Raw genomic sequence first — 19,247 nt, 5'->3', positions numbered from 1 at the left:
TTTGCAGAGGCCTGTGGGTCAGGCCGCTGGCATCCGGCTTTCGACGATCTCGGCCCACCATGAGCAACCCGCCGGAATCGCCTCGTCGTTGAAGTTGTATTCCGGGTGGTGCACCATCGCGGTGTCGCCGTTGCCGACCAGAATATAGGCGCCCGGGCGTTCCTCAAGCAGGAAGGCGAAATCTTCGCCGCCCATGACCATTGGTGCCTCGTCACAGCCCCCCGACACCTTGCGCGCCACCTCTGCGGCGAATTCGGTCTGGTCTTCGGAGTTCACCATCACCGGGTAGCCACGATGATAATCGACCACGACCGTGCCGCCGAAGGTCGCGGCGATGCCGTTGCAAATCTCGCTGATCCGGGTCTCGGCCATGGCGCGCATGTCCTTGCTCATGGTGCGCACGGTGCCCTTGAGGTGGACCTTTTGCGGGATCACGTTGAAGGCCTTGGAGGAGGTTTCAAACGAGGTGACCGAGACCACCACCTGATCGATCGGGTCGGCATTGCGGCTGGCGATGGTTTGCAGCGCCGTCACCGCCTGCGCCGCCATCACGGTGGTGTCCACGGTTTCATGCGGCTTGGCGGCGTGGCCGCCCTTGCCCTCGAAATGGATGTCGAACTGGTCAGTGGCGGCGAAGAAGGCGCCGGGACGAATGGCGAATTTGCCGGTGGGCAGGCCCGGCCAGTTGTGCATGCCATAGACCTCCTGAATGCCCCAGCGCGCCATCAGCCCATCGTCGCACATTTCCTTGCCGCCGCCGCCGCCCTCTTCGGCGGGCTGAAAGATCACCACGACGGTGCCGTCGAAATTGCGGGTCTCGGACAGGTATTTGGCCGCGCCCAGCAGCATCGCGGTATGGCCGTCATGGCCGCAGGCATGCATGGCGTTCGGGGTCTTGGAGGCATAGTCGAGCCCGGTCGCCTCGTTGATCGGCAGCGCATCCATGTCGGCGCGCAGCCCGATCACCTTGCCAGAGCGGTCCGACTTGCCCTTGATCACGCCGACGACCCCGGTGCGCCCGATGCCGGTGACCACCTCGTCGCAACCGAACGCCTTGAGCTTGTCGGCGACCATGGCGCTGGTGCGGTGGGTTTCAAACAGGATCTCGGGGTTCTCGTGCAGATCGCGCCGCCAAGCGGTGATTTCGTCCTGCAGTTCGGCAAAGCGGTTCTTGACCGGCATGGTCACTCTCCTTGTTATTCGCGCCCTTGCGGGACGCAGTCTTGTTTTATCTCTCGCGCCTGACATAGCGCGTTTTCGTCACCGGGTGATGGACTCCGCATGTTTTCTGCGAAAACACGCTCTGTCCGCACGCGGCGCAGGCTAGGCCTGCGCCGTAGGCATCCGGCGTTCAACCAGTTCGGCGAACCAGCTACAGCCCGCGGGGATCGCCTCGTCCTCGAAGTTGTACTGCGGGTGGTGCAGCGCCGCGCTGTCGCCATTGCCGACAAAGATGAAGGCCCCGGGGCGGGCCTCAAGCATATAGGAAAAATCCTCGCCGCCCATGATCAGCTCTGCCTCGGCGCAACCGCCCGAGACCGCCTTCGCGATCCCGGTGGCAAAGGCGGTCGGCTCTTCGGCGTTGATGGTGATCGGCACGTGGCGCAGATAGGTAACCTCAGCCAAAGCGCCAAAACCCTGCGCGATGCCGCGCGCCACCTCGCCCAAGCGCGCCTCGATCATGTTCTGCATCTGGGCCGAATGGGTGCGCACGGTACCGCGCAGGGTGACGGATTGCGGGATCACGTTATAGGCATGCGAGGAGGTATCGACCGAGGTGACCGAGATCACCCCCTGTGCGATCGGATCGGCGTTGCGGCTGACAATGGTTTGCAAGGCAAGGATGCTCTGGCTGGCGGTGACGGTGGGGTCGATCGCCTCGTTCGGTTCGGCCGCGTGACCGCCCCGCCCTGTCACCTCGATAAAGAATTCGTCGGTGGCGGCCATCAGGGCACCGGGGCGAATGGCGAACTGGCCCACCGGCAGGCCGGGCATGTTGTGCATGCCATAGACCTCCTGCACGCCGAAACGATCCATCACGCCGTCGTCGATCATCCCCTTGGCGCCGCTGCCCAATTCCTCGGCCGGTTGGAACAACAGCACGACGGTGCCGTCGAAATTGCGGGTCTCGACCAGATAGCGGGCCGCCCCCAGCAGCATGGCGGTATGGCCGTCATGGCCGCAGGCATGCATCACGCCCGGGTTTTGCGAGGCATAGGCCGCGCCGCTTTCCTCATGGATCGGCAAGGCGTCCATGTCGCCACGCAGCCCGATGACATGGCCGCGGCTGTCGCTTTTGCCACGGATCACCCCGACGACGCCGGTTTGCCCGATGCCGCTCACCACCTCGTCACAGCCAAAGGCGCGCAGCTTATCGGCCACCAGCGCCGCGGTGCGGGTCTCCGAGAACCCCAGTTCGGGGTGGCTGTGGATGTCCTGTCGCCACGCGGTTATTTCCGGCAGCAATTCGGCAAAGCGGTTCTTGATCGGCATCTACTGCCCCTCCTGCAAGCGGGTGACGAGGCGCGCCATGAAGTCCTGACCGGCGGCGAACTGGGCCAAGGTGATGAATTCGTCGGGCTGGTGCGCCTGCGCGATGTCCCCGGGGCCGCAGACCACGGCAGAATACCCGGCGTCCTGAAACTGGCCGGCCTCGGTGCCGTAGCTGACCACATGACCGGCGTTGTCGCCGGTGATGGCGCGCACCAGTGCCTCGGCCTCGCCATTGTCCTCGGGGTGCAATCCGGGCAGGGAAAAGCGCCGCGCGATCTCGATCCTTGCGTCGGGATGCACCGCTTGCATCGCGGCCTCGACCTCGGCCAGCTTGGCGTCGATGCGGGCGCGCCAGTCGTCGGGATCGTCATCCGGCACGGTGCGAAAGCCAAGATCGAAACGGCAGTGCTTGGCGGTGATATTGGCCGCCGTGCCGCCCTCGATCAGCCCCACATGCAGCGTGGTCCAGGGGGGATCGAACATCGCGGCAACGTCAGAGGGTGTGCGGGCACGTTCCTGCGCGTTGACGGTGTTGGTCCAGTCGATGACCTTTGCGGCCTCCATGATGGCGTTGACGCCGGTATGCAGCAGCGAGCTGTGCACCTCGTGCCCCCAGACATCGACCCAGAAGCCCTGACCGCCCTTGTGGCCGGTGACGGCGCGCATCATCGAGGGCTCGCCGACGATCACCGCGCTGCCCTTGGGCAGAATCGATTGCATCGCTTGAATCATCGGCGGCGCGCCGGTGCAGCCGACCTCTTCGTCAAAGCTGAGCGCCAGTTGCAGCGGGCGTTTGACCCCGCGCGTCTGTGCCTCGACCAGCGCCCAGATCGCCAGCGCGTCATAGCCCTTCATGTCGGTGCTACCGCGCCCGTAAAGCTTGCCATCACGTTCGGTAAGAACGAAGGGATCCGAGGTCCAGGGTTGGCCATCCACCGGCACCACGTCGGTGTGGCCTGACAGGACGATGGCCCCCTCTTGCAACGGGCCGACATGGGCAAACAGCGCCGCCTTGTGCGGCTGGTCGGGGTCGACCCAGCGATGTGCGGTGATGCCATGGGAGGTGAGATAGTCTTCGACCCAGTCGACCAAAGGCAGGTTGGTGTCGCGGCTGACGGTGGGAAAGCCAACCAGCTTTTCCAGAATTTCGCGCGGGGTTAAACGTGTCGGCATCAAAGCTCCGGTGTCGTGATCAGTGGCAAAAAGAAAGGGGCCGCAGTCATTCTGCGCGGTGTTTCGCGCAGCTTTCGGGCACATCGCGGCCAAGGCGACGGCCCTGCCCCAGCTGAAGGGTCCGGTGTCAGCGGCGTTCGGCGGCCCTGTCGGGGTCCCGGCAAAATCTTCGGTGCGGCCCCCTCCGGCGAAACAGTCGGGCGGAAGGAGGCAACACGCATCGTCAGCCTCAATAGCCGCTATCGGTGGTCAGAACCAGATGCCCCGGCTCCACCTCGTTATACAGCGAGGGTTCGGGCACGTAGTCCAGCGAATGGATCGGCGAAGGGATCGGTTTGAAGTTCAGATCCTTTTCGCTTTTGCGCCGGTGCGGGTCGGCGATGGGAACCGCCTTCATCAGGGCCTGCGTATAGGGGTGCTGCGGGTTCTCGAACACCCGCGCCCGCGACCCCATTTCAACGATGCGCCCCAGATACATGACGCCGACATAGTGGCTGACGCGTTCCACCACCGCCATGTCGTGGCTGATGAAGAGATAGGACAGACCAAGCTCGGCCTGAAGCTCCATCATCAGGTTCAACACCTGTGCCTGCACGCTGACGTCCAGCGCGCTGACCGCCTCGTCGGCGATGATCAGCTTGGGGTTCAGGGCCAGCGCCCGCGCGATGGCGATCCGTTGGCGTTGTCCGCCGGACATCTCGTGGGGAAAGCGGCGCATGAAGCTGCGCGGCAGATGCACCCGGTCGAACAGGGTTGCGACCCGATCCTGAATTTCGGACCCCGTCGCGATGCCATAGTTGCGCATCGGTTCCGCCACCTGATCCAACAGTTGCATCTGCGGATTGAGCGAGGCAAAGGGATCTTGAAAGATCATCTGCATGTCGATCCGGGCCTTGCGCAGGTCGCGCGGCTCCAGCTTCATGATGTCGACGCCGTCGAGGTCGATCTCGCCCGCGTTGGGTTCGACCAGCCGCAGGATCGAGCGCCCGGCGGTGGATTTTCCACAGCCGGATTCGCCCACCAGACTCAGCGTCTGGCCCTTGTTCAGGGTAAAGGAGAGATCCTCGACCGCATGCACATTGGCCAGGGTGCGGCGGAAAAAGCCACCCTTGACCGCAAAGCGGGTGGTCAGCCCCTTGACCGTCAACAAGCGTTCGTTGGTGCCAGGGATCGGCGCGAGGTTCTGCCCCTCGACCCCGAGCAGTTTCATCGGTTCCGGCGCCGATTTGCCGCGCATCTCGCCCAGCTTGGGCACCGCTGCCAGCAGTGATTTGGTATACTCGTGCTGCGGATTTTCAAAGATCTGCTCGACCGTTCCCTCTTCGACCTTGTTGCCGCGGTACATGACCACGACCCGGTCGGCCATCTGGGCGACCACGGCCATATCATGGGTGATGAACATCACCGCTGTGCCCGTCTCGCGCTTGAGCCGGTCCATCAGCGCCAGGATCTCGGCCTGAATGGTCACGTCGAGCGCGGTGGTGGGTTCATCCGCGATCAACAGGCGCGGGGCGCAAGCCATCGCCATCGCGATCACCACCCGCTGGCGCATCCCGCCGGAAAGTTCGTGCGGATATTGCTTGAGCCGCTGTTCCGGTTCCGGGATCCGCACCTCGCGCAGCAATTCCAGCGCGCGGGCCTCGGCCTCGGAGCGCGACATGTTCTTGTGCACCCGCAAGCCTTCGGTCAGTTGCCGACCCACGGTAAAGACCGGGTTCAGCGCGGTCATCGGCTCCTGAAAGATCATCCCGATCTCATTGCCGCGAATCTGGCGCATCAGCCCCTGTTCGGTCTTGGCCAGATCGACCTCGCCGCCGTCCTTGCGATCAAAAATCAGGCGCCCGGCCGAAATTTTTCCGCCGCCGAATTCAACCAGCCGCATCAAAGACAGCGACGACACCGACTTTCCCGACCCGGATTCGCCCACGATGCAGAGGGTTTCCCCCGGCGCGATCTCGAACGAGACGTCCTCAACCCCAACTACGGGGCCATCTTTTGTTTGAAATTCGACCCTGAGCCCGTCGATCCGGGCAATTGGATTATCCAGCACGTCGCGTTACCTCCGCTGAGGCTTGAACGCTAGGACGGCAGCCCGGCACCTGTCAAACCCCCCGTGCCCTTTTCCCGACAGCAAGGCTTGCAATTTCTGGAAACTCTGTTTCGATGGGGGAGTATCCGCTGCGAACACCGCCCGAAAAAGGGCGTGGAGATCAATATTATAACGTTGAAACAGGATGTTATCTACGCAACGGACAGACAACCATCCGCATCTCAAGCGGAAATAGAGTGACACAAAGTTGTCCAACCAGGAGAGTGAAATGAAGATGAAAGCCCTATTGCTTGGCGCGATCGCATCTGCGGCGCTGGCCCCGGCGGCGATGGCGGAAAGGGGATCGGACGGCAATGTCAACGTCATCTACTGGCAAGCCCCCTCGATCCTGAACCCGTTTCTGTCGGGCGGCACCAAGGATGTCGAAGCCTCCTCGCTGGTGATCGAACCCCTGGCCCGCTACAACGAACAGGGCGATCTGGTGCCTTGGCTGGTCGTTGAGGTTCCCACCGTCGAGAATGGCGGCGTGAGCGCGGATCTGACCTCGATCACGTGGAAGATCACCCCCGGCCTGACGTGGTCCGACGGATCGCCGCTGACCTCGGCCGATGTGAAATTCACCGCCGATTACTGCATGGACCCCGAAGGCGGCTGCGCGCAGGTCACCAAGTTCGAAGGGGTTACCAGCATCGAAACCCCCGACGATCTGACGGTAAAGGTCACCTTTGAAAAGCCGACCCCGTTCCCCTATGGGCCCTTCGTCGGCGGTGAAAGCCCGATCATCCAGAAGGCGCAGTTCGAGAATTGCATGGGCACCAAGGCGCCCGAATGCACCGAGCAGAACTTTAACCCGATCGGCACCGGCGCCTATGTCGTTGATGAATTCCGTCCCAACGACGTGATCACCCTGAAGGCCAACCCGAATTATCGCGACCCGGCCAAACCGGCCTTTGCCACCATGACCCTGAAGGGCGGCGGCGACGCGACGGCGGCAGGCCGCGCGGTGATGGAAACGGGCGAATTCGACTATGCTTGGAACCTGCAGCTTGCGCCCGACGTGATCGCCCGGATGGAACAGGGCGGCAAAGGCGTTGCCGTGGCCGGGTTCGGCCCGCTGATGGAACGGATCATGCTGAACAACACCAACCCCGATCCGGCGCTTGGCCCGGATGAGCGTTCGGTGATCCGCCCGCACCCGTTCCTGAGCGATCCGGCCGTCTACAAGGCGATGTCGATGGCGATTGATCGCCCTCTGCTGGTCGAGATCGGCTATGGCAAGGCGGGCAAGGTCACCTGTAACTGGGTTCCGGCCCCGGCGATCTATGCCGCCGATATAGAAGGCTGCGAGGTGCAGGACATCGAAGGCGCCAAGGCCATGCTGGAAGCAGCAGGGTACACCGACAGCAACGGCGACGGCGTGCGGGAAACCCCGGACGGCAAGCCGATGAAGATCCTCTATCAGACCTCGACCAACGCGGTGCGCCAGGATTTCCAGGCGCTGATCAAACAGTGGTGGAGCGAGATCGGCATCGAGAGCGAGCTGCGCAACGTCAACTCCAGCGTGTTCTTTGGCGGCGACCCGGGCAGCCCGGATACCTTCCAGAAGTTCTATGCTGACGTCGAGATGTACGCCAACACCTTCAACGGCACCGATCCGCAAAGCTATTTCGGCAACGGTCTGTGCGACAAGGCGCCCAGACCCGCCAGCCAGTGGCAGGGGGAGAACATCTCGCGCTTCTGCGACGAGGACTACGACGCGCTGCACTTCAAGCTGACGCAGACCGCCGATGCCGCGGCCCGCGCCGAGATCGGTCGGCAGCTGAACAAGATGGTGTTTGAAAAAGGCGGGATGATCCCGCTGGTGCACCGTGGACGTCTGTCGGCGCATTCCAACTCGCTCGGCGGCGTTGTTCTGAACGTCTGGGATACAGAGCTGTGGAATGCAGCGGACTGGTATCGCAAGGACGGCGCATAATCCGCGCCTGACGCAAAGTGATCCGCCCCGGCACCATCGCCGGGGCGGATCATGCCGTCACCTCCGAACAAATACCAAACTAGCAAACAGCAAAGGCACCCCCTGAATGCTGACCTTCACCATCCGACGATTGGTTCTGGCGGTTCCGACGCTTTTGTTCATCAGTCTCGTTATTTTTCTCCTGCTGGAGCTGGCGCCGGGCGATCCCATGGCGCAGGTTCCGCTGACCGTCCCACCCGATGTAAAAGAAAAGATGCGCGAGGCGCTGGGTCTGGGCCAGCCCGGATATATCCGGTTCTGGAAATGGCTGGTGCAGTTCTTCTGGATCGAGCCACAGGTTCTGATCGACGCGATCTTCGGCTCCTCCTTCTCGGAGGGGGATCTGCGCGTGATCTCTTGGCAGACCCGCAGCCCGGTGATGGACATCGTGGTGCAACGCATTCCCCAAACCCTGTGGGTTGTCGGCACCGCCTATATCGTCGGCATCCTGATCGCGCTGCCGATCGGCATCTATTCCGCCTACAAACAGTATTCGTGGTTCGATCAGGCTGGCACCTTTGTGTCGATGATCGGGTTCTCGGTGCCACCGTTCTTTTCCGGGGTGCTGGTGATCGTGATCTTCTCGGTCAATCTGGGCTGGTTCCCGTCGATCTATGACACCACCCACAAGGTCGTCGATTGGGACAGCTTCGTTTACCAGCTTCAGCAGATGATCATGCCGGTGACGGTGCTGGCGTTGCAGATCACGGCACAGATCAGCCGGTTCATGCGCGCCTCGATGCTCGACAATCTCAACCAGGACTATGTCAGAACCGCCCGCGCCAAGGGGCTGGGCGAAACCACCGTGGTCATGGTCCATGTGCTGCGCAACTCGATGATCCCGGTGGTTACCGTGATCGCGCTGGGGGTTCCGGCCATCTTTGGCGGGGCCATCATCACCGAACAGGTGTTCAAGGTGAACGGGATCGGACAGCTGCTGATCGGCGCGATCCAGGCCAACGACCTGCCGATGGTGCAGACGCTGACCTTTATCTTTGCGGTGCTGATCGTACTGTTCAACCTGATCGCCGATGTGCTGTATGGCCTGCTCGACCCGAGGATCCGATATGACTGACAAGGACCGTCTTGTACCCGACGAGGGGCTCGCACCAGCCTCGACCGCCCTGCCCGGCGGCGCTGGCCCGCTGGAGGAGTTCACCAAGCCCCCCAGCAGCCAGTGGCGCGAAGTCTGGGACCAGTTCAAGAACCACAAGGGCGCGCTATATGGCGGCATCCTGTTTCTGGTGATCGTGCTCTGGGTCTATCTTGGCCCGTTTCTGTGGACCATCGACGCCACCCATATCGACATCCGCGCCCGCAATCAGGGCCCGTCCCTGACACATCCCTTTGGCACCGACCAACTGGGGCGCGACACCTTTGCGCGGATGATGGCGGGCGGCAAGACCTCGGTCTCGGTGGGGATCACCGCCATGCTTCTGGCGCTTGGGCTCGGCTCTTTTGTCGGGGTGATGGCGGGGTACTTCAGACGGCTCGACGGGCTGCTGATGCGCCTGACCGACCTGTTTCTGGCGCTGCCGCTGCTGCCGCTGTTGCTGGTGATGATGCTGCTGTTCCGCGATCCGTTGAACGCCGCCTTTGGGCCGGAACGGGGGATCTTCATCCTGATCGTGGCGGCCATCGGGGTGACCAGCTGGATGCCCACCGCGCGGATCGTGCGCGGCGATGTTCTGGCGATCAAGGAGCGGGAATTCATCCTTGCCGCCCGCTCCATCGGCACCACCAATGCCAAGATGATCCTGCGCCATATCCTGCCCAATGTGCTGTCCCCGATCATGGTCTCGGCCACGCTGGGGATCGCCACCGCGATCATCACCGAAAGCGCGCTGAGCTTTCTTGGCCTTGGGTTCCCGCCCGATTTCCCGACCTGGGGGCGGCTGCTGTTCGACGCCACCGACTATCTGCAGCAGTATCCCGAGCGGGTGCTCTGGCCCGGTCTGGCCATCTCGCTCACCGTGCTCAGCGTGAATTATCTGGGCGACGGGTTGCGCGATGCGCTGGATCCGCGCATTCGCGGGCGCTGAGCCCCGAAGATCCACGAAAAAGAATGGTACAGACCGCCGCCCTATCCGGGCGGCGGTTTTGTTTCGGCCCCGGCACCGGGGGGAAACGCCCAGCCATCGCCTTTGCCAGATATGGGAAATTGTTCCACCCCCCCCCCGCTACAGGCAGGGCTGCGCCTTGCTCTTGGGGGATGCGTCATACTATTGGGAAAAATTCCGCATTCTGGAGACGCACCATGTTCGAGACATTGGGATTCGAAGACACCACCGCGCGCGAGGCCAGCGTGCTGTTTGGTCTTGGACTGGGCCTCGCCTTTGGCATGCTGGCGCAGATCACCCGTTTCTGTCTGCGCCGAGCGCTGGTGGGTACGGACCGGCGCGCGGCACTGGGCGTCTGGTTGAGCGCATTGGCGGTGGCGGTGCTCGGCACGCAAGCGGCGGTCGCGGTGGGCTGGATCGGGTTCGAGGACCATCGCTTCATGGCCCCGGAGCTGCCGATTGCCGCCATCGCTCTGGGCGGGCTGGCGTTTGGCGCGGGCATGGTCTTGACGCGCGGATGTGTGTCGCGGCTGACCGTCTTGGCGGGCGGCGGCAACCTGCGGGCGGTGTTGGTGCTGCTGGTCTTTGCCATCACCGCACATGCCACGCTCAAGGGGGTGCTGGCCCCGCTGCGGACCGGATTGGGGAGTTTGACCGTCGAATTGGGGAGTTTCACCTCGCTCGCCGCGCTGCCCGGCGGGGCGTGGGTCTGGGCCGGGCTGATCGCAGGCGGATCGCTGCTGTATGCGCTGCGCTCCGGGGTGGCCCCGCTGCCGCTGCTCGGGGCGGCGGCGATCGGGCTGCTGGTGCCGCTGGGCTGGGTCGGGACCGGGTTCATCCTGTTTGACGAATTCGATCCGATCGCAATGGAAAGCCTGTCCTTCACCTCACCAATGTCAGAAACGCTGTTCTTTACCGTCGCGTCCTCTGCCGTGCCGGCGGGCTTTGGCCCGGCGCTGGTCGGTGGTGTGGTCTTGGGCGCGCTGGCGGCGTCGCTTCTGCGCGGGCAGTTCATCTGGCAGAGTTTCGAGGGGGCGGCGCAAACCGGGCGCTATCTGGCGGGCGCGGTGCTGATGGGCGTCGGCGGTGTGCTGGCCGGGGGCTGTACCCTTGGCGCGGGCCTGTCTGGCGTGCCGACGCTGAGCATTGCCGCGTTGCTTGCGCTGGCCTCCATCGCGCTTGGCGGGGTCGCTATGAATGCGATCCTTTCTCGATCCCTTTCCGGATCCGGCGCACCGCGCCCCAGACGCCAAGTACAACCGGCAGAGTGAGCACCGCCGTCAGCATCCCCTTGCTCTGCCCGGTGGCCTGCGCCAGCGGGTAGAGCAGGTAGCTGACCAGCGACAGGGCGTAATAGCTGATCGCCACGACCGAGAGCCCCTCGACCGTGTGTTGCAGCCGAAGCGAGAGATCGGCGCGCCGATCCATGCTTTCCAACAATGCCTGATTCTGCCCGCTGCGCTCTACATCCACGCGGGTGCGCAACAGCTCGCCCGCGCGCATGGCCCGATCCGCCAACGCCTGCAGCCGCCCCTGGGTCGAGGTCACCGTGCGCATGGCGGGCGCGTAGCGGCGCGCCATGAAATCTGCAAAGGTCTGGCGACCCTGAAACCGCCCCTCGCGCAGCGAGGCGATGCGCTGGTTCACGATGGCCTCATAAGCACCAGTGGCGCCGAAGCGGAACGAGCTGCGTGCGCCCATCGATTCCAGCTCGGCCGAGATCGCCAACAGTTTGGTCAGGGTCTTTTCCGCCGGAATGCCGCCGCCGGTCATGTCTGCCATAAGCTGCGTCAGATGAGCATCCAGCGCGCCGATCTCGCCCGAGAGCTGCTGCGCACGGGAAAAGCCCAGCATCGACATCGCCTTGTAGGTCTCGATCTCGCACAGGCGCTGAACCGCGCGACCGATCCGGCGCTGCCCGGCCTCCTCCCCGACGAACACGGCAAAGCGCATATGGCCCGCCGGGTCGATGCGGAAATCGCCCGCCGCGATGGCGGCATTGTCCAACACATGCGAGGCGGCGGTGCTTTCGGGCACGAACCAGTCGGCCAGCGCCGCGTTGATGCCGTCGTCACCCGGGCGCGGGCAGACCCGCAGCACGATCGAGGTGATCCGCTGCCCCGGTGCCTTGCTCAGCCAATCGCCGGGAAAGACCGAGAAATCCGCCGGATCGAAGGGGCGGTCGCTGAGCCCGTCGGAAATCGCCGTATAGGTGACAAATTCGGTGTGCTGTTCCCATTTCAACGCGTGCCGGCCAATGCGACCGCTGTAGTGGGTGGCGCCGGGCTGGGGATGCGGCGCGCCGTGACGGTCGAGCAGATCGGTCAGATGCGCCACATCGGCGGCGCGGTCGCGGCTGACCGCCTCTTTCGGCTGCTTGATGGCCAGATAGACCACGGTCGAGGAGTTCTGCATCGCCGGAAACGGGCGCGCGTGCAGCTCATTCGCAAGCCGGTAGCGCAGCGGGTGGTCTTCGATCGGGGGCATCACATGGTCCTTGCTTTGCAATCTGTATAACCGGCCTTTGGCAAAACGCAAAACCCTTTTGTTTCAACACGTTAACAGAATACCGCCGTATACAGAACCAGCCTGTCCCGGCAGCGGCCCCACGACAAACGAAAAAGCCCCGCCACAAGGGCGGGGCTTTGACGCGATCTGCTCGGCCGTTTGATCAGTCGATCATCGGCAACAGCTTGTCGAGACTGTCCTTGGCATCACCGTAGAACATGCGCGTATTCTCTTTGTAGAACAGCGGGTTCTCGATCCCGGAATAGCCGGTCCCCTGCCCCCGTTTGGAGACAAAGACCTGTTTCGCCTTCCAGACCTCGAGCACCGGCATGCCGGCGATCGGGCTGTTGGGGTCTTCCTGCGCGGCCGGGTTCACGATGTCATTGGAGCCGATCACGATGACCACATCCGTATCGGGGAAGTCGTCGTTGATCTCGTCCATCTCCATCACGATGTCATAGGGCACCTTGGCCTCGGCCAGCAGCACGTTCATGTGCCCCGGCAGACGTCCCGCCACCGGGTGGATGGCGAAGCGAACGTTTTTACCCTGCGCGCGCAGTTTCTTGGTCAGGTCGCTGACCGCGTTCTGCGCCTGCGCCACCGCCATGCCATAGCCCGGCACGATGATCACGCTGTCGGCCTCGTTCAGTGCCGATGCCACACCATCGGCGTCGATGGCGATCTGTTCGCCCTCGACCTCCATCTGCGGGCCAGAGGTGCCACCGAAGCCGCCCAGGATCACGCTGATGAACGAGCGGTTCATCGCCTTGCACATGATATAGGACAGAATCGCACCCGAAGAGCCGACCAGCGCACCGACCACGATCAGCAGATCGTTGCCAAGGCTGAAACCGATCGCCGCTGCCGCCCAGCCCGAGTAGCTGTTCAGCATCGACACCACCACGGGCATGTCGGCGCCGCCGATCCCCATGATCAGGTGGTAGCCAATGAAGAGCGCCATCAGCGTCATGATCGCCAGCGGCACAAAGCCCCCGGTCCCGAAGTACCAGAACAGGCAAAGCACCGAGATGATCGCAGCCCCGGCATTCAGCGCGTGCCCGCCGGGCAGCTTTTTCGCAACCGAGGACACCTTGCCCGCCAGTTTGCCATAGGCAACGACCGAACCGGTGAAGGTCACGGCCCCGATGAAGACCCCGAGGAACAATTCGACCTTGAGGATGTTCAGCTCGACCGGGGCCTTATGCGCGATCAACGCGGCAAAGGTGCCCAGGTGTTGCTCGTGCATCCAGACGTCCAGCCCGGCTGCATTTAGCGCGCTCGGGGCGCCCGCCAAGATGGACGCGACGTGGCCCATCTCGAAATGGGCATTGAAGCCCACGAGGACGGCCGCCAGGCCGACCAGCGAGTGCATCGCAGCGACGAGCTGGGGCATTCCGGTCATTTCGACCTTGCCCGCAACATAGGCCCCGATCAGCCCGCCGGCCGCGATCAGCAAGAGCGACAGCAGCCAAAGCCCCTGCCCCGGTCCGATCAGCGTGGCGAAAGCCGCCAACGCCATGCCGACGATGCCATACCAAACCGCACGTTTGGCGCTTTCCTGCCCCGAGAGGCCGCCCAGCGACAGGATGAAGAGGACAGCCGCGACCACATAGGCCGCTGTGGTAAATCCGAATTCCATGATGCCCTACTCCTTACGATTTCTGGAACATGGCGAGCATGCGCCGCGTCACGAGGAAGCCGCCGAAGATATTGATCCCGGCCATGAACACTGAAATCGCCGCCAGCACGATCACCAGCCCCGACCCGGAGCCGATCTGCATCAGCGCTCCGAGGATGATGATCGACGAAATCGCGTTGGTCACCGCCATCAACGGCGTGTGCAGGCTGTGTGCCACCCCCCAGATCACCTGGAACCCGACGAAGACCGCCAGAACGAAAACGATGAAATGTTGCATGAAGCTGGCAGGGGCGACGGCCCCGACGAGCAGCATCAGCACCGCGCCGACGCTCAGCAGGGTCACCTGCCGCTTGGTCGCCGCCTTGAAGGCCGCGGTTTCCTGCGCCCGCTTTTCTTCCGGGGTCAGTTCCTTGACCGCTTCCTTCTTCGGTTGGGCCGCGATGGCCTGCACCTTGGGCGGGGGCGGCGGGAAGGTGATCTCGCCCTGAAAGGCGACGGTGGCGCCCCGGATCACGTCGTCTTCCATGTTGTGCGCGACCTTGCCGTCCTTTTCGGGCGTCAGATCGGTCATCATGTGACGGATGTTGGTGGCATAAAGCGTCGAGGCCTGCGCCGCCATCCGGCTGGGGAAATCAGTATAGCCGATGATGGTCACGCCGTTGTCGGTGACGATCTTTTCATCCGCAACGGTCAGCTTGCAGTTGCCGCCCTTTTCAGCGGCGAGGTCGACAATCACCGAGCCCGGCTTCATGGAATTCACCATGTCCTCGGTCCACAGCTCCGGCGCCTCGCGGTTGGGGATCAGCGCGGTCGTGATCACGATGTCCACTTCGGGGGCCAGTTCGCGGAACTTGGCCAGCTGGGCCTCGCGGAATTCCGGGCTGGAGACACTGGCGTAGCCACCCGAGGCGGCGCCGTCCTGCGACTCTTCCTTGAAATCGAGATAGACGAATTCGGCGCCCATCGATTCGACCTGTTCGGCCACTTCGGGGCGCACGTCGAAGGCATAGGTGATCGCGCCAAGGCTGGTCGCGGTGCCGATCGCGGCAAGACCGGCAACACCGGCACCGACCACCAGAACCTTGGCCGGGGGCACCTTGCCCGCAGCGGTGATCTGGCCGGTGAAGAAGCGGCCAAAGTTGTTGCCCGCCTCGATCACGGCGCGATAGCCGGCGATATTTGCCATGGACGACAGCGCGTCCATCTTCTGGGCACGGGAAATCCGCGGCACCATTTCCATGGCGATCACATTGCCGCCCTTGGATTTGGCCAGCTCAAGCCCCTCTGCATTCCCGCCGGGATTGAAGAACGAAATCAGCGTCTTGTCCTTGCTCAGGCGCTTCAGCTCGGTCTCGTTGGGCTGGCGCACCTTGGCGATGATATCCGCCGATTTCCAAAGCTGTGCTGCGGTCTTGACGATCTCGACCCCGGCCGCCTCATAGGTGGCATCGGAAAACCCGGCCGCCGCTCCGGCACCGGATTCGATGGCACATTCGTACCCCAGCTTTTGCAATTGCGTGGCCGAGTCTGGCGTCATCGCCACCCGTGCCTCGCCCTCGTAAATTTCCTTTGGTGTCCCTATCTTCACCTACTCGGTCCCCCTCTGTCACCCCTACCACGGGGCAAAATACGGTACAGTTTGCAAATCCGTCACCTATCCCGCGCAAGATAATTACGCAAGCACGGCATGGGCTGTCCGGGCTATTTGATACATATCAGTTACACCCATCGGCGTACTTTGCGTATGTATCGTGCAAAATCAGTGCGATAGGTCCGCCGCAACCGGTCTTCTTCCTTCAGGATGAAGCGGCGTTCGATCACCCAGGTCAAGAGCGGCAACAGCGGCAGCGCCAGCACCGCATCGAACCGCAGGATCAGCCCGGCCAGAACCAGCACATCGCCCAGATAGATCGGGTTGCGGCTGCGGCTGTAGATCCCCGACTGCACCAGATGGCTCGGGGTTCGGTGCGGCAGCACGGTGGTGTGTTGGCGGCGCAGCTCATAGACCGCCAGAACCATCAGCAGCACGCCGCCGCCCACCAAAAGCCCACCGAGAAGATCCACCCAGACCCCGCCGCCAAAGCTGAGCCCGAGGGGATAGTGACGCCCCTGTATCCAGGCCAACACCGCCGCCGCCAACAGCCAGACCGGCGGCACATCGATCCATTTCATACCCGGGCCCCGCTTTGGCCCGAGGTCAACATTTTGGAAGAAAGCTGGGTCATTCCCACTCCATTTCGGCAAAAACGCGCCCGGCGTTCTTGGTGGCCAGTTCCTCGAACGTGTCGAGATGCGCCCAGTTGGATTGATCCACATAATAGGCGCTGGCCAGATCACCGCCGGCGTCTATATGGTCGCGGATCTTGGCGCGCAGGTCCACCAGATAGTCGTGGGTAAAGCGACGCACCTGCGCGAAATTGGTCGGATGGCCATGGCCCGGGATCACATAGGTGGGGGCAATCGGCTCCAGCTTTTCTTCCCATGTCTCCAGCCAGCAACTGGTGCAGGTCGACTCGAAGATCGGCAACATGCGTTCGTGAAAGGCGATATCGCCGGTGATCATCAGCCCCCACTGCGGAATCCAGACCTGCAGATCGCCCGGATCATGCGCCGGGCCAAGGTGCATCACCTTGATCTCGACCCCGCCGAGAGAGATGTCATAGGCCTCCTCGAACGTCAGGTTGGCATGTTCGACACGGGTGCCCTCGGCCTTGTCGCGATTATAGCGCTGCATCCCCTGCAGGATGAAATCGCCGTTCTCGGTCGTCTCTTCCACCGCATCCACATGGGCGAGGATATCGACCCCCTGATCACGCCAATAGCTGTTGCCCAGCATGGCGTGGCCCTGACCGTTTTCGTTGATCACCAGCACCACGGGCTGATCGGTGACGCGCTTGATCTCGGCGTGCAGCGCGGCGGCGAGACGCGCCGAGGCACCCGCATTCATCACCACCACCCCCTCGTCGGTGACAATGAACGACAGGTTGTTGTTATGCCCGGAGTTCTCATAGGTCGGCGGCGCGGTGGCGCCGATGGCCGAGAACACATGCGGGATCACCTCGACCGGTTTCGAATACAGTTCGGACTGCGGGTATTGATCGGCGATATCCTCGCTCGCCCATCCGGCGGTGGCGGTGATGGCGACGGCGATTGTCGCGCTGATTTTGGCCGTGGCGATGGCGGCGGCGCTCAACAGATGCTTCATGTGCTTTCTTACTCCTCCCAAAGATGATCCCTTGCGGGAAATTCGCAAAACATTCGCATCTGTGAATGGGTAAGTAAAGTGACGGAACGGCGGCCCTTGCCGCGCCCGCGCGGGCCGCTACGGTGGCGCAAATCCAAGGGAGGACATGGACAGATGAATTTGAACGGGAAACACGCATTGGTCACCGGCGGCGGCACCGGCATCGGGTTGGCCATCGCACAGATGCTCGCCGATCAGGGGGCGCAGGTCACCATCACCGGCCGTCGACAAGAGGTGCTGGACGAGGTCGCGGGCGCCAATATGACCGGCATGGCGATGGATGTGCGCGACGAGGCCGATGTGGTGGGCACGATCGAAGCCGCCGTTGCGGCGCGTGGCCCGGTGCAGATCTGCGTCGCCAATGCCGGCATTGCCGAAGGGCGCGCGCTGCACAAGACCTCGCTGGAGATGTGGCGCAACATCATGGCGACCAATCTGGACGGTGCCTTTCTGACCATACGCGAAAGTCTCAAGGGGATGCTCGGCACCGACTGGGGGCGGGTGATCACCATTTCGTCCATCGCCGGGCTGCGCGGACTGAAGGGGGCGGCAGGCTATACCGCCTCGAAACATGGGGTGATCGGCCTGACCCGCGCGCTGAGCGAGGATTATATCGGCACGCCCTATACCTTCAATGCGATCTGTCCGGGCTATGTCGACACCCCCATCGTCACCCGCAACACCGACAGCATCGCCCAGCGCGCCGGGATCAGCGCCGAGCAGGCCCGCAAGGTGATGACCGACGCCAACCGCCACAAGCGCCTGATCGCGCCGGAGGAGGTCTCGGCCGCCGCGCAATGGCTGATCGGCCCCGGCTCGCAAAGCGTCAACGGCCAGTGCATTGAGATCGCCGGCGGGCAGTCGTAAGCCCTAGCGCGGGGTCAGCCCTGCGCCCATCAGCGCGGCAAGCTGTGCCACCCGCGCCCGGTAGCTCGGGTAATCGGGCACCGCGCATTTTATGCCCTTGAGCGCGGCGGTGAAGGTCGCCGCGATCTCGGACGCCGGGCCGGTGAGGGTGACCTGCCCGGCCACCGCCATCCGCGTCAGCCAGTCGGCATAGAGCGCGGTCAGCCGCGCCTCGCCCGCCTGCACCAGATCTGCGGCGTTGGTGGGGCCCATATCCAAAAGCTCCAACCCGTGCGGCGAGGTGAGCATCAGTTCGGTCACTGCACCGCCTTGGGCGGCAAAAGCTGCGGCCAGACGCGCGGCAATATCGCCCTCGTCGCCCCCCTCTCCCGCCAGCGCCGCCGCCACCGCCTGCGCCGCGTGGTCGTAGTAGAAGACCACCAGCGCGCGATAGATATCGCCCTTGTTGCGGAAATGCAGATACAGCGCCGGGCGCGACATCCCGGCCCCGCGCGCGATATCCTCCATCGAGGTCTTGCGCACCCCATAGGTCGCAAAGGCCCGCTGAGCGGACATCAATATCGCCTGCTGCCGGGGGTCGGTAAGGGGATCAGGGAGGGGGTCGGTCATCTCGACAAATTGACAGTATTCGATCATTTCGTCAATTGACAGGCTGACATCCCTCCCTATCTCTGTATCCTACCCCTGTCCTTACCCCAGATCCCAACCGGGAGAGCCCCATGCCAGTATCCCTTACCGTCAACGGAACCTCTCACAGCGTCGATCTGCCCGACGATGTGCCCCTGCTCTGGGTGCTGCGCGATGCGCTGGGGCTGACCGGCACAAAATACGGCTGCGGCGTCGCCGCCTGCGGTGCCTGCACCGTGCAGATCGACGGCGAGGCGGTGCGCAGTTGCCAGATCGCGCTGGCCGATGTTCAGGGCGACGTCACCACCATCGAAGGGCTAGGCACGCCAGACGCGCTTGCGGTGATCCAGCAAGCCTGGTCCGATCATCAGGTGGCGCAATGCGGCTACTGCCAATCCGGGCAGATCATGCAGGCCGCCGCCCTGTTGGCGCAAACCCCCGACCCCAGCGACGAAGAGATCGACATCGCCATGCAGGGCAACCTGTGCCGCTGCGGCACCTACCCCCGCATCCGCGCCGCCATCCACAGCGCCGCCCAGATGATGCCCGCCCCGATGAAGAAGGAGGGCTGA

At 63.4% G+C, this 19,247-nt stretch carries 16 protein-coding genes; 6 read left to right on the top strand and 10 right to left on the bottom strand.

The genetic code is table 11. The annotated features are described in order from the left end of the window. Nucleotides 1-18: 18 nt before the first annotated feature. The 4 genes from E1B25_RS04345 to E1B25_RS04330 form a co-directional block, all read right to left on the bottom strand. Nucleotides 19-1,182 carry a M20 aminoacylase family protein gene (locus E1B25_RS04345; protein ID WP_132827446.1) on the bottom strand — a complete coding sequence of 388 codons (1,164 nt, stop codon included), beginning with the start codon at nt 1,180-1,182 and terminating at the stop codon, nt 19-21. Nucleotides 1,183-1,323: 141 nt separating this feature from the next. Further along, the gene (locus E1B25_RS04340) at nt 1,324-2,493 is read right to left on the bottom strand and encodes a M20 aminoacylase family protein (protein ID WP_132827445.1); all 1,170 of its coding nucleotides are present in this window, start codon (nt 2,491-2,493) and stop codon (nt 1,324-1,326) included. After that, complete coding sequence (gene argE / locus E1B25_RS04335; RefSeq protein WP_132827444.1) at nt 2,494-3,666, bottom strand: acetylornithine deacetylase; 1,173 nt, start codon at nt 3,664-3,666, stop codon at nt 2,494-2,496. Between the two features lie 229 nt (nt 3,667-3,895). Then, nucleotides 3,896-5,716 (bottom strand): ABC transporter ATP-binding protein, encoded by a 1,821-nt coding sequence (locus tag E1B25_RS04330; protein ID WP_132827443.1) that lies wholly within the window; start codon nt 5,714-5,716, stop codon nt 3,896-3,898. Nucleotides 5,717-5,984: 268 nt separating this feature from the next. On the opposite strand from E1B25_RS04330, the gene E1B25_RS04325 reads away from it, so the two are divergent. The 4 genes from E1B25_RS04325 (at nt 5,985) to E1B25_RS04310 (ending at nt 11,061) form a co-directional block, all read left to right on the top strand. Then, entirely contained in the window at nt 5,985-7,691 is a 1,707-nt protein-coding gene (locus E1B25_RS04325; protein ID WP_132827442.1) for a peptide ABC transporter substrate-binding protein, read from the top strand. A 106-nt stretch (nt 7,692-7,797) separates the two neighbouring features. Beyond that, entirely contained in the window at nt 7,798-8,805 is a 1,008-nt protein-coding gene (locus E1B25_RS04320; protein WP_132827441.1) for an ABC transporter permease, read from the top strand. Then, on the top strand, nt 8,798-9,772 hold the full coding sequence (locus E1B25_RS04315; protein ID WP_132827440.1) for an ABC transporter permease: 975 nt from the start codon (nt 8,798-8,800) through the stop codon (nt 9,770-9,772). The genes E1B25_RS04320 and E1B25_RS04315 overlap by 8 nt, the downstream gene beginning before the upstream one ends. A gap of 215 nt (nt 9,773-9,987) precedes the next feature. Continuing rightward, the gene (locus tag E1B25_RS04310) at nt 9,988-11,061 is read left to right on the top strand and encodes a YeeE/YedE family protein (protein WP_132827439.1); all 1,074 of its coding nucleotides are present in this window, start codon (nt 9,988-9,990) and stop codon (nt 11,059-11,061) included. Here the strand turns inward: E1B25_RS04310 and E1B25_RS04305 are convergent. The 5 genes from E1B25_RS04305 to E1B25_RS04285 all read right to left on the bottom strand — a co-directional run bounded on the left by E1B25_RS04305 (nt 10,982) and on the right by E1B25_RS04285 (nt 17,142). After that, nucleotides 10,982-12,277: a DUF3422 family protein gene (locus tag E1B25_RS04305; protein WP_132827438.1), complete on the bottom strand. Its 1,296-nt coding sequence runs from the start codon at nt 12,275-12,277 to the stop codon at nt 10,982-10,984. The genes E1B25_RS04310 and E1B25_RS04305 overlap by 80 nt on opposite strands. Nucleotides 12,278-12,461: 184 nt before the next feature. Continuing rightward, nucleotides 12,462-13,937, bottom strand: a complete 1,476-nt coding sequence (locus E1B25_RS04300; protein ID WP_132827437.1) for an NAD(P)(+) transhydrogenase (Re/Si-specific) subunit beta — start codon at nt 13,935-13,937, stop codon at nt 12,462-12,464. 13 nt (nt 13,938-13,950) lie between these two features. Continuing rightward, nucleotides 13,951-15,525, bottom strand: a complete 1,575-nt coding sequence (locus tag E1B25_RS04295) for a Re/Si-specific NAD(P)(+) transhydrogenase subunit alpha (RefSeq protein ID WP_132827436.1) — start codon at nt 15,523-15,525, stop codon at nt 13,951-13,953. Nucleotides 15,526-15,656: 131 nt separating this feature from the next. Further along, on the bottom strand, nt 15,657-16,109 hold the full coding sequence (locus tag E1B25_RS04290) for a methyltransferase family protein (protein WP_132827435.1): 453 nt from the start codon (nt 16,107-16,109) through the stop codon (nt 15,657-15,659). A 49-nt stretch (nt 16,110-16,158) separates the two neighbouring features. Beyond that, nucleotides 16,159-17,142: an MBL fold metallo-hydrolase gene (locus E1B25_RS04285; RefSeq protein WP_245510610.1), complete on the bottom strand. Its 984-nt coding sequence runs from the start codon at nt 17,140-17,142 to the stop codon at nt 16,159-16,161. A 153-nt stretch (nt 17,143-17,295) separates the two neighbouring features. Between E1B25_RS04285 and E1B25_RS04280 the strand changes: the two genes are divergently transcribed. Next, on the top strand, nt 17,296-18,048 hold the full coding sequence (locus E1B25_RS04280; RefSeq protein WP_132827434.1) for an SDR family NAD(P)-dependent oxidoreductase: 753 nt from the start codon (nt 17,296-17,298) through the stop codon (nt 18,046-18,048). A 3-nt stretch (nt 18,049-18,051) separates the two neighbouring features. On the opposite strand, the gene E1B25_RS04275 is transcribed toward E1B25_RS04280, so the two are convergent. Then, complete coding sequence (locus tag E1B25_RS04275; RefSeq protein ID WP_132827433.1) at nt 18,052-18,657, bottom strand: TetR/AcrR family transcriptional regulator; 606 nt, start codon at nt 18,655-18,657, stop codon at nt 18,052-18,054. A 110-nt stretch (nt 18,658-18,767) separates the two neighbouring features. Here E1B25_RS04275 and E1B25_RS04270 point away from each other — a divergent pair, with 110 nt between their 5' ends. Continuing rightward, entirely contained in the window at nt 18,768-19,247 is a 480-nt protein-coding gene (locus E1B25_RS04270; protein ID WP_132827432.1) for a (2Fe-2S)-binding protein, read from the top strand.

This window comes from Antarcticimicrobium sediminis (assembly GCF_004348975.1).
In the GTDB taxonomy this organism is placed as follows: Bacteria; Pseudomonadota; Alphaproteobacteria; order Rhodobacterales; family Rhodobacteraceae; genus Antarcticimicrobium; species Antarcticimicrobium sediminis.
This window is presented reverse-complemented; position numbering and strand designations above follow the sequence as displayed.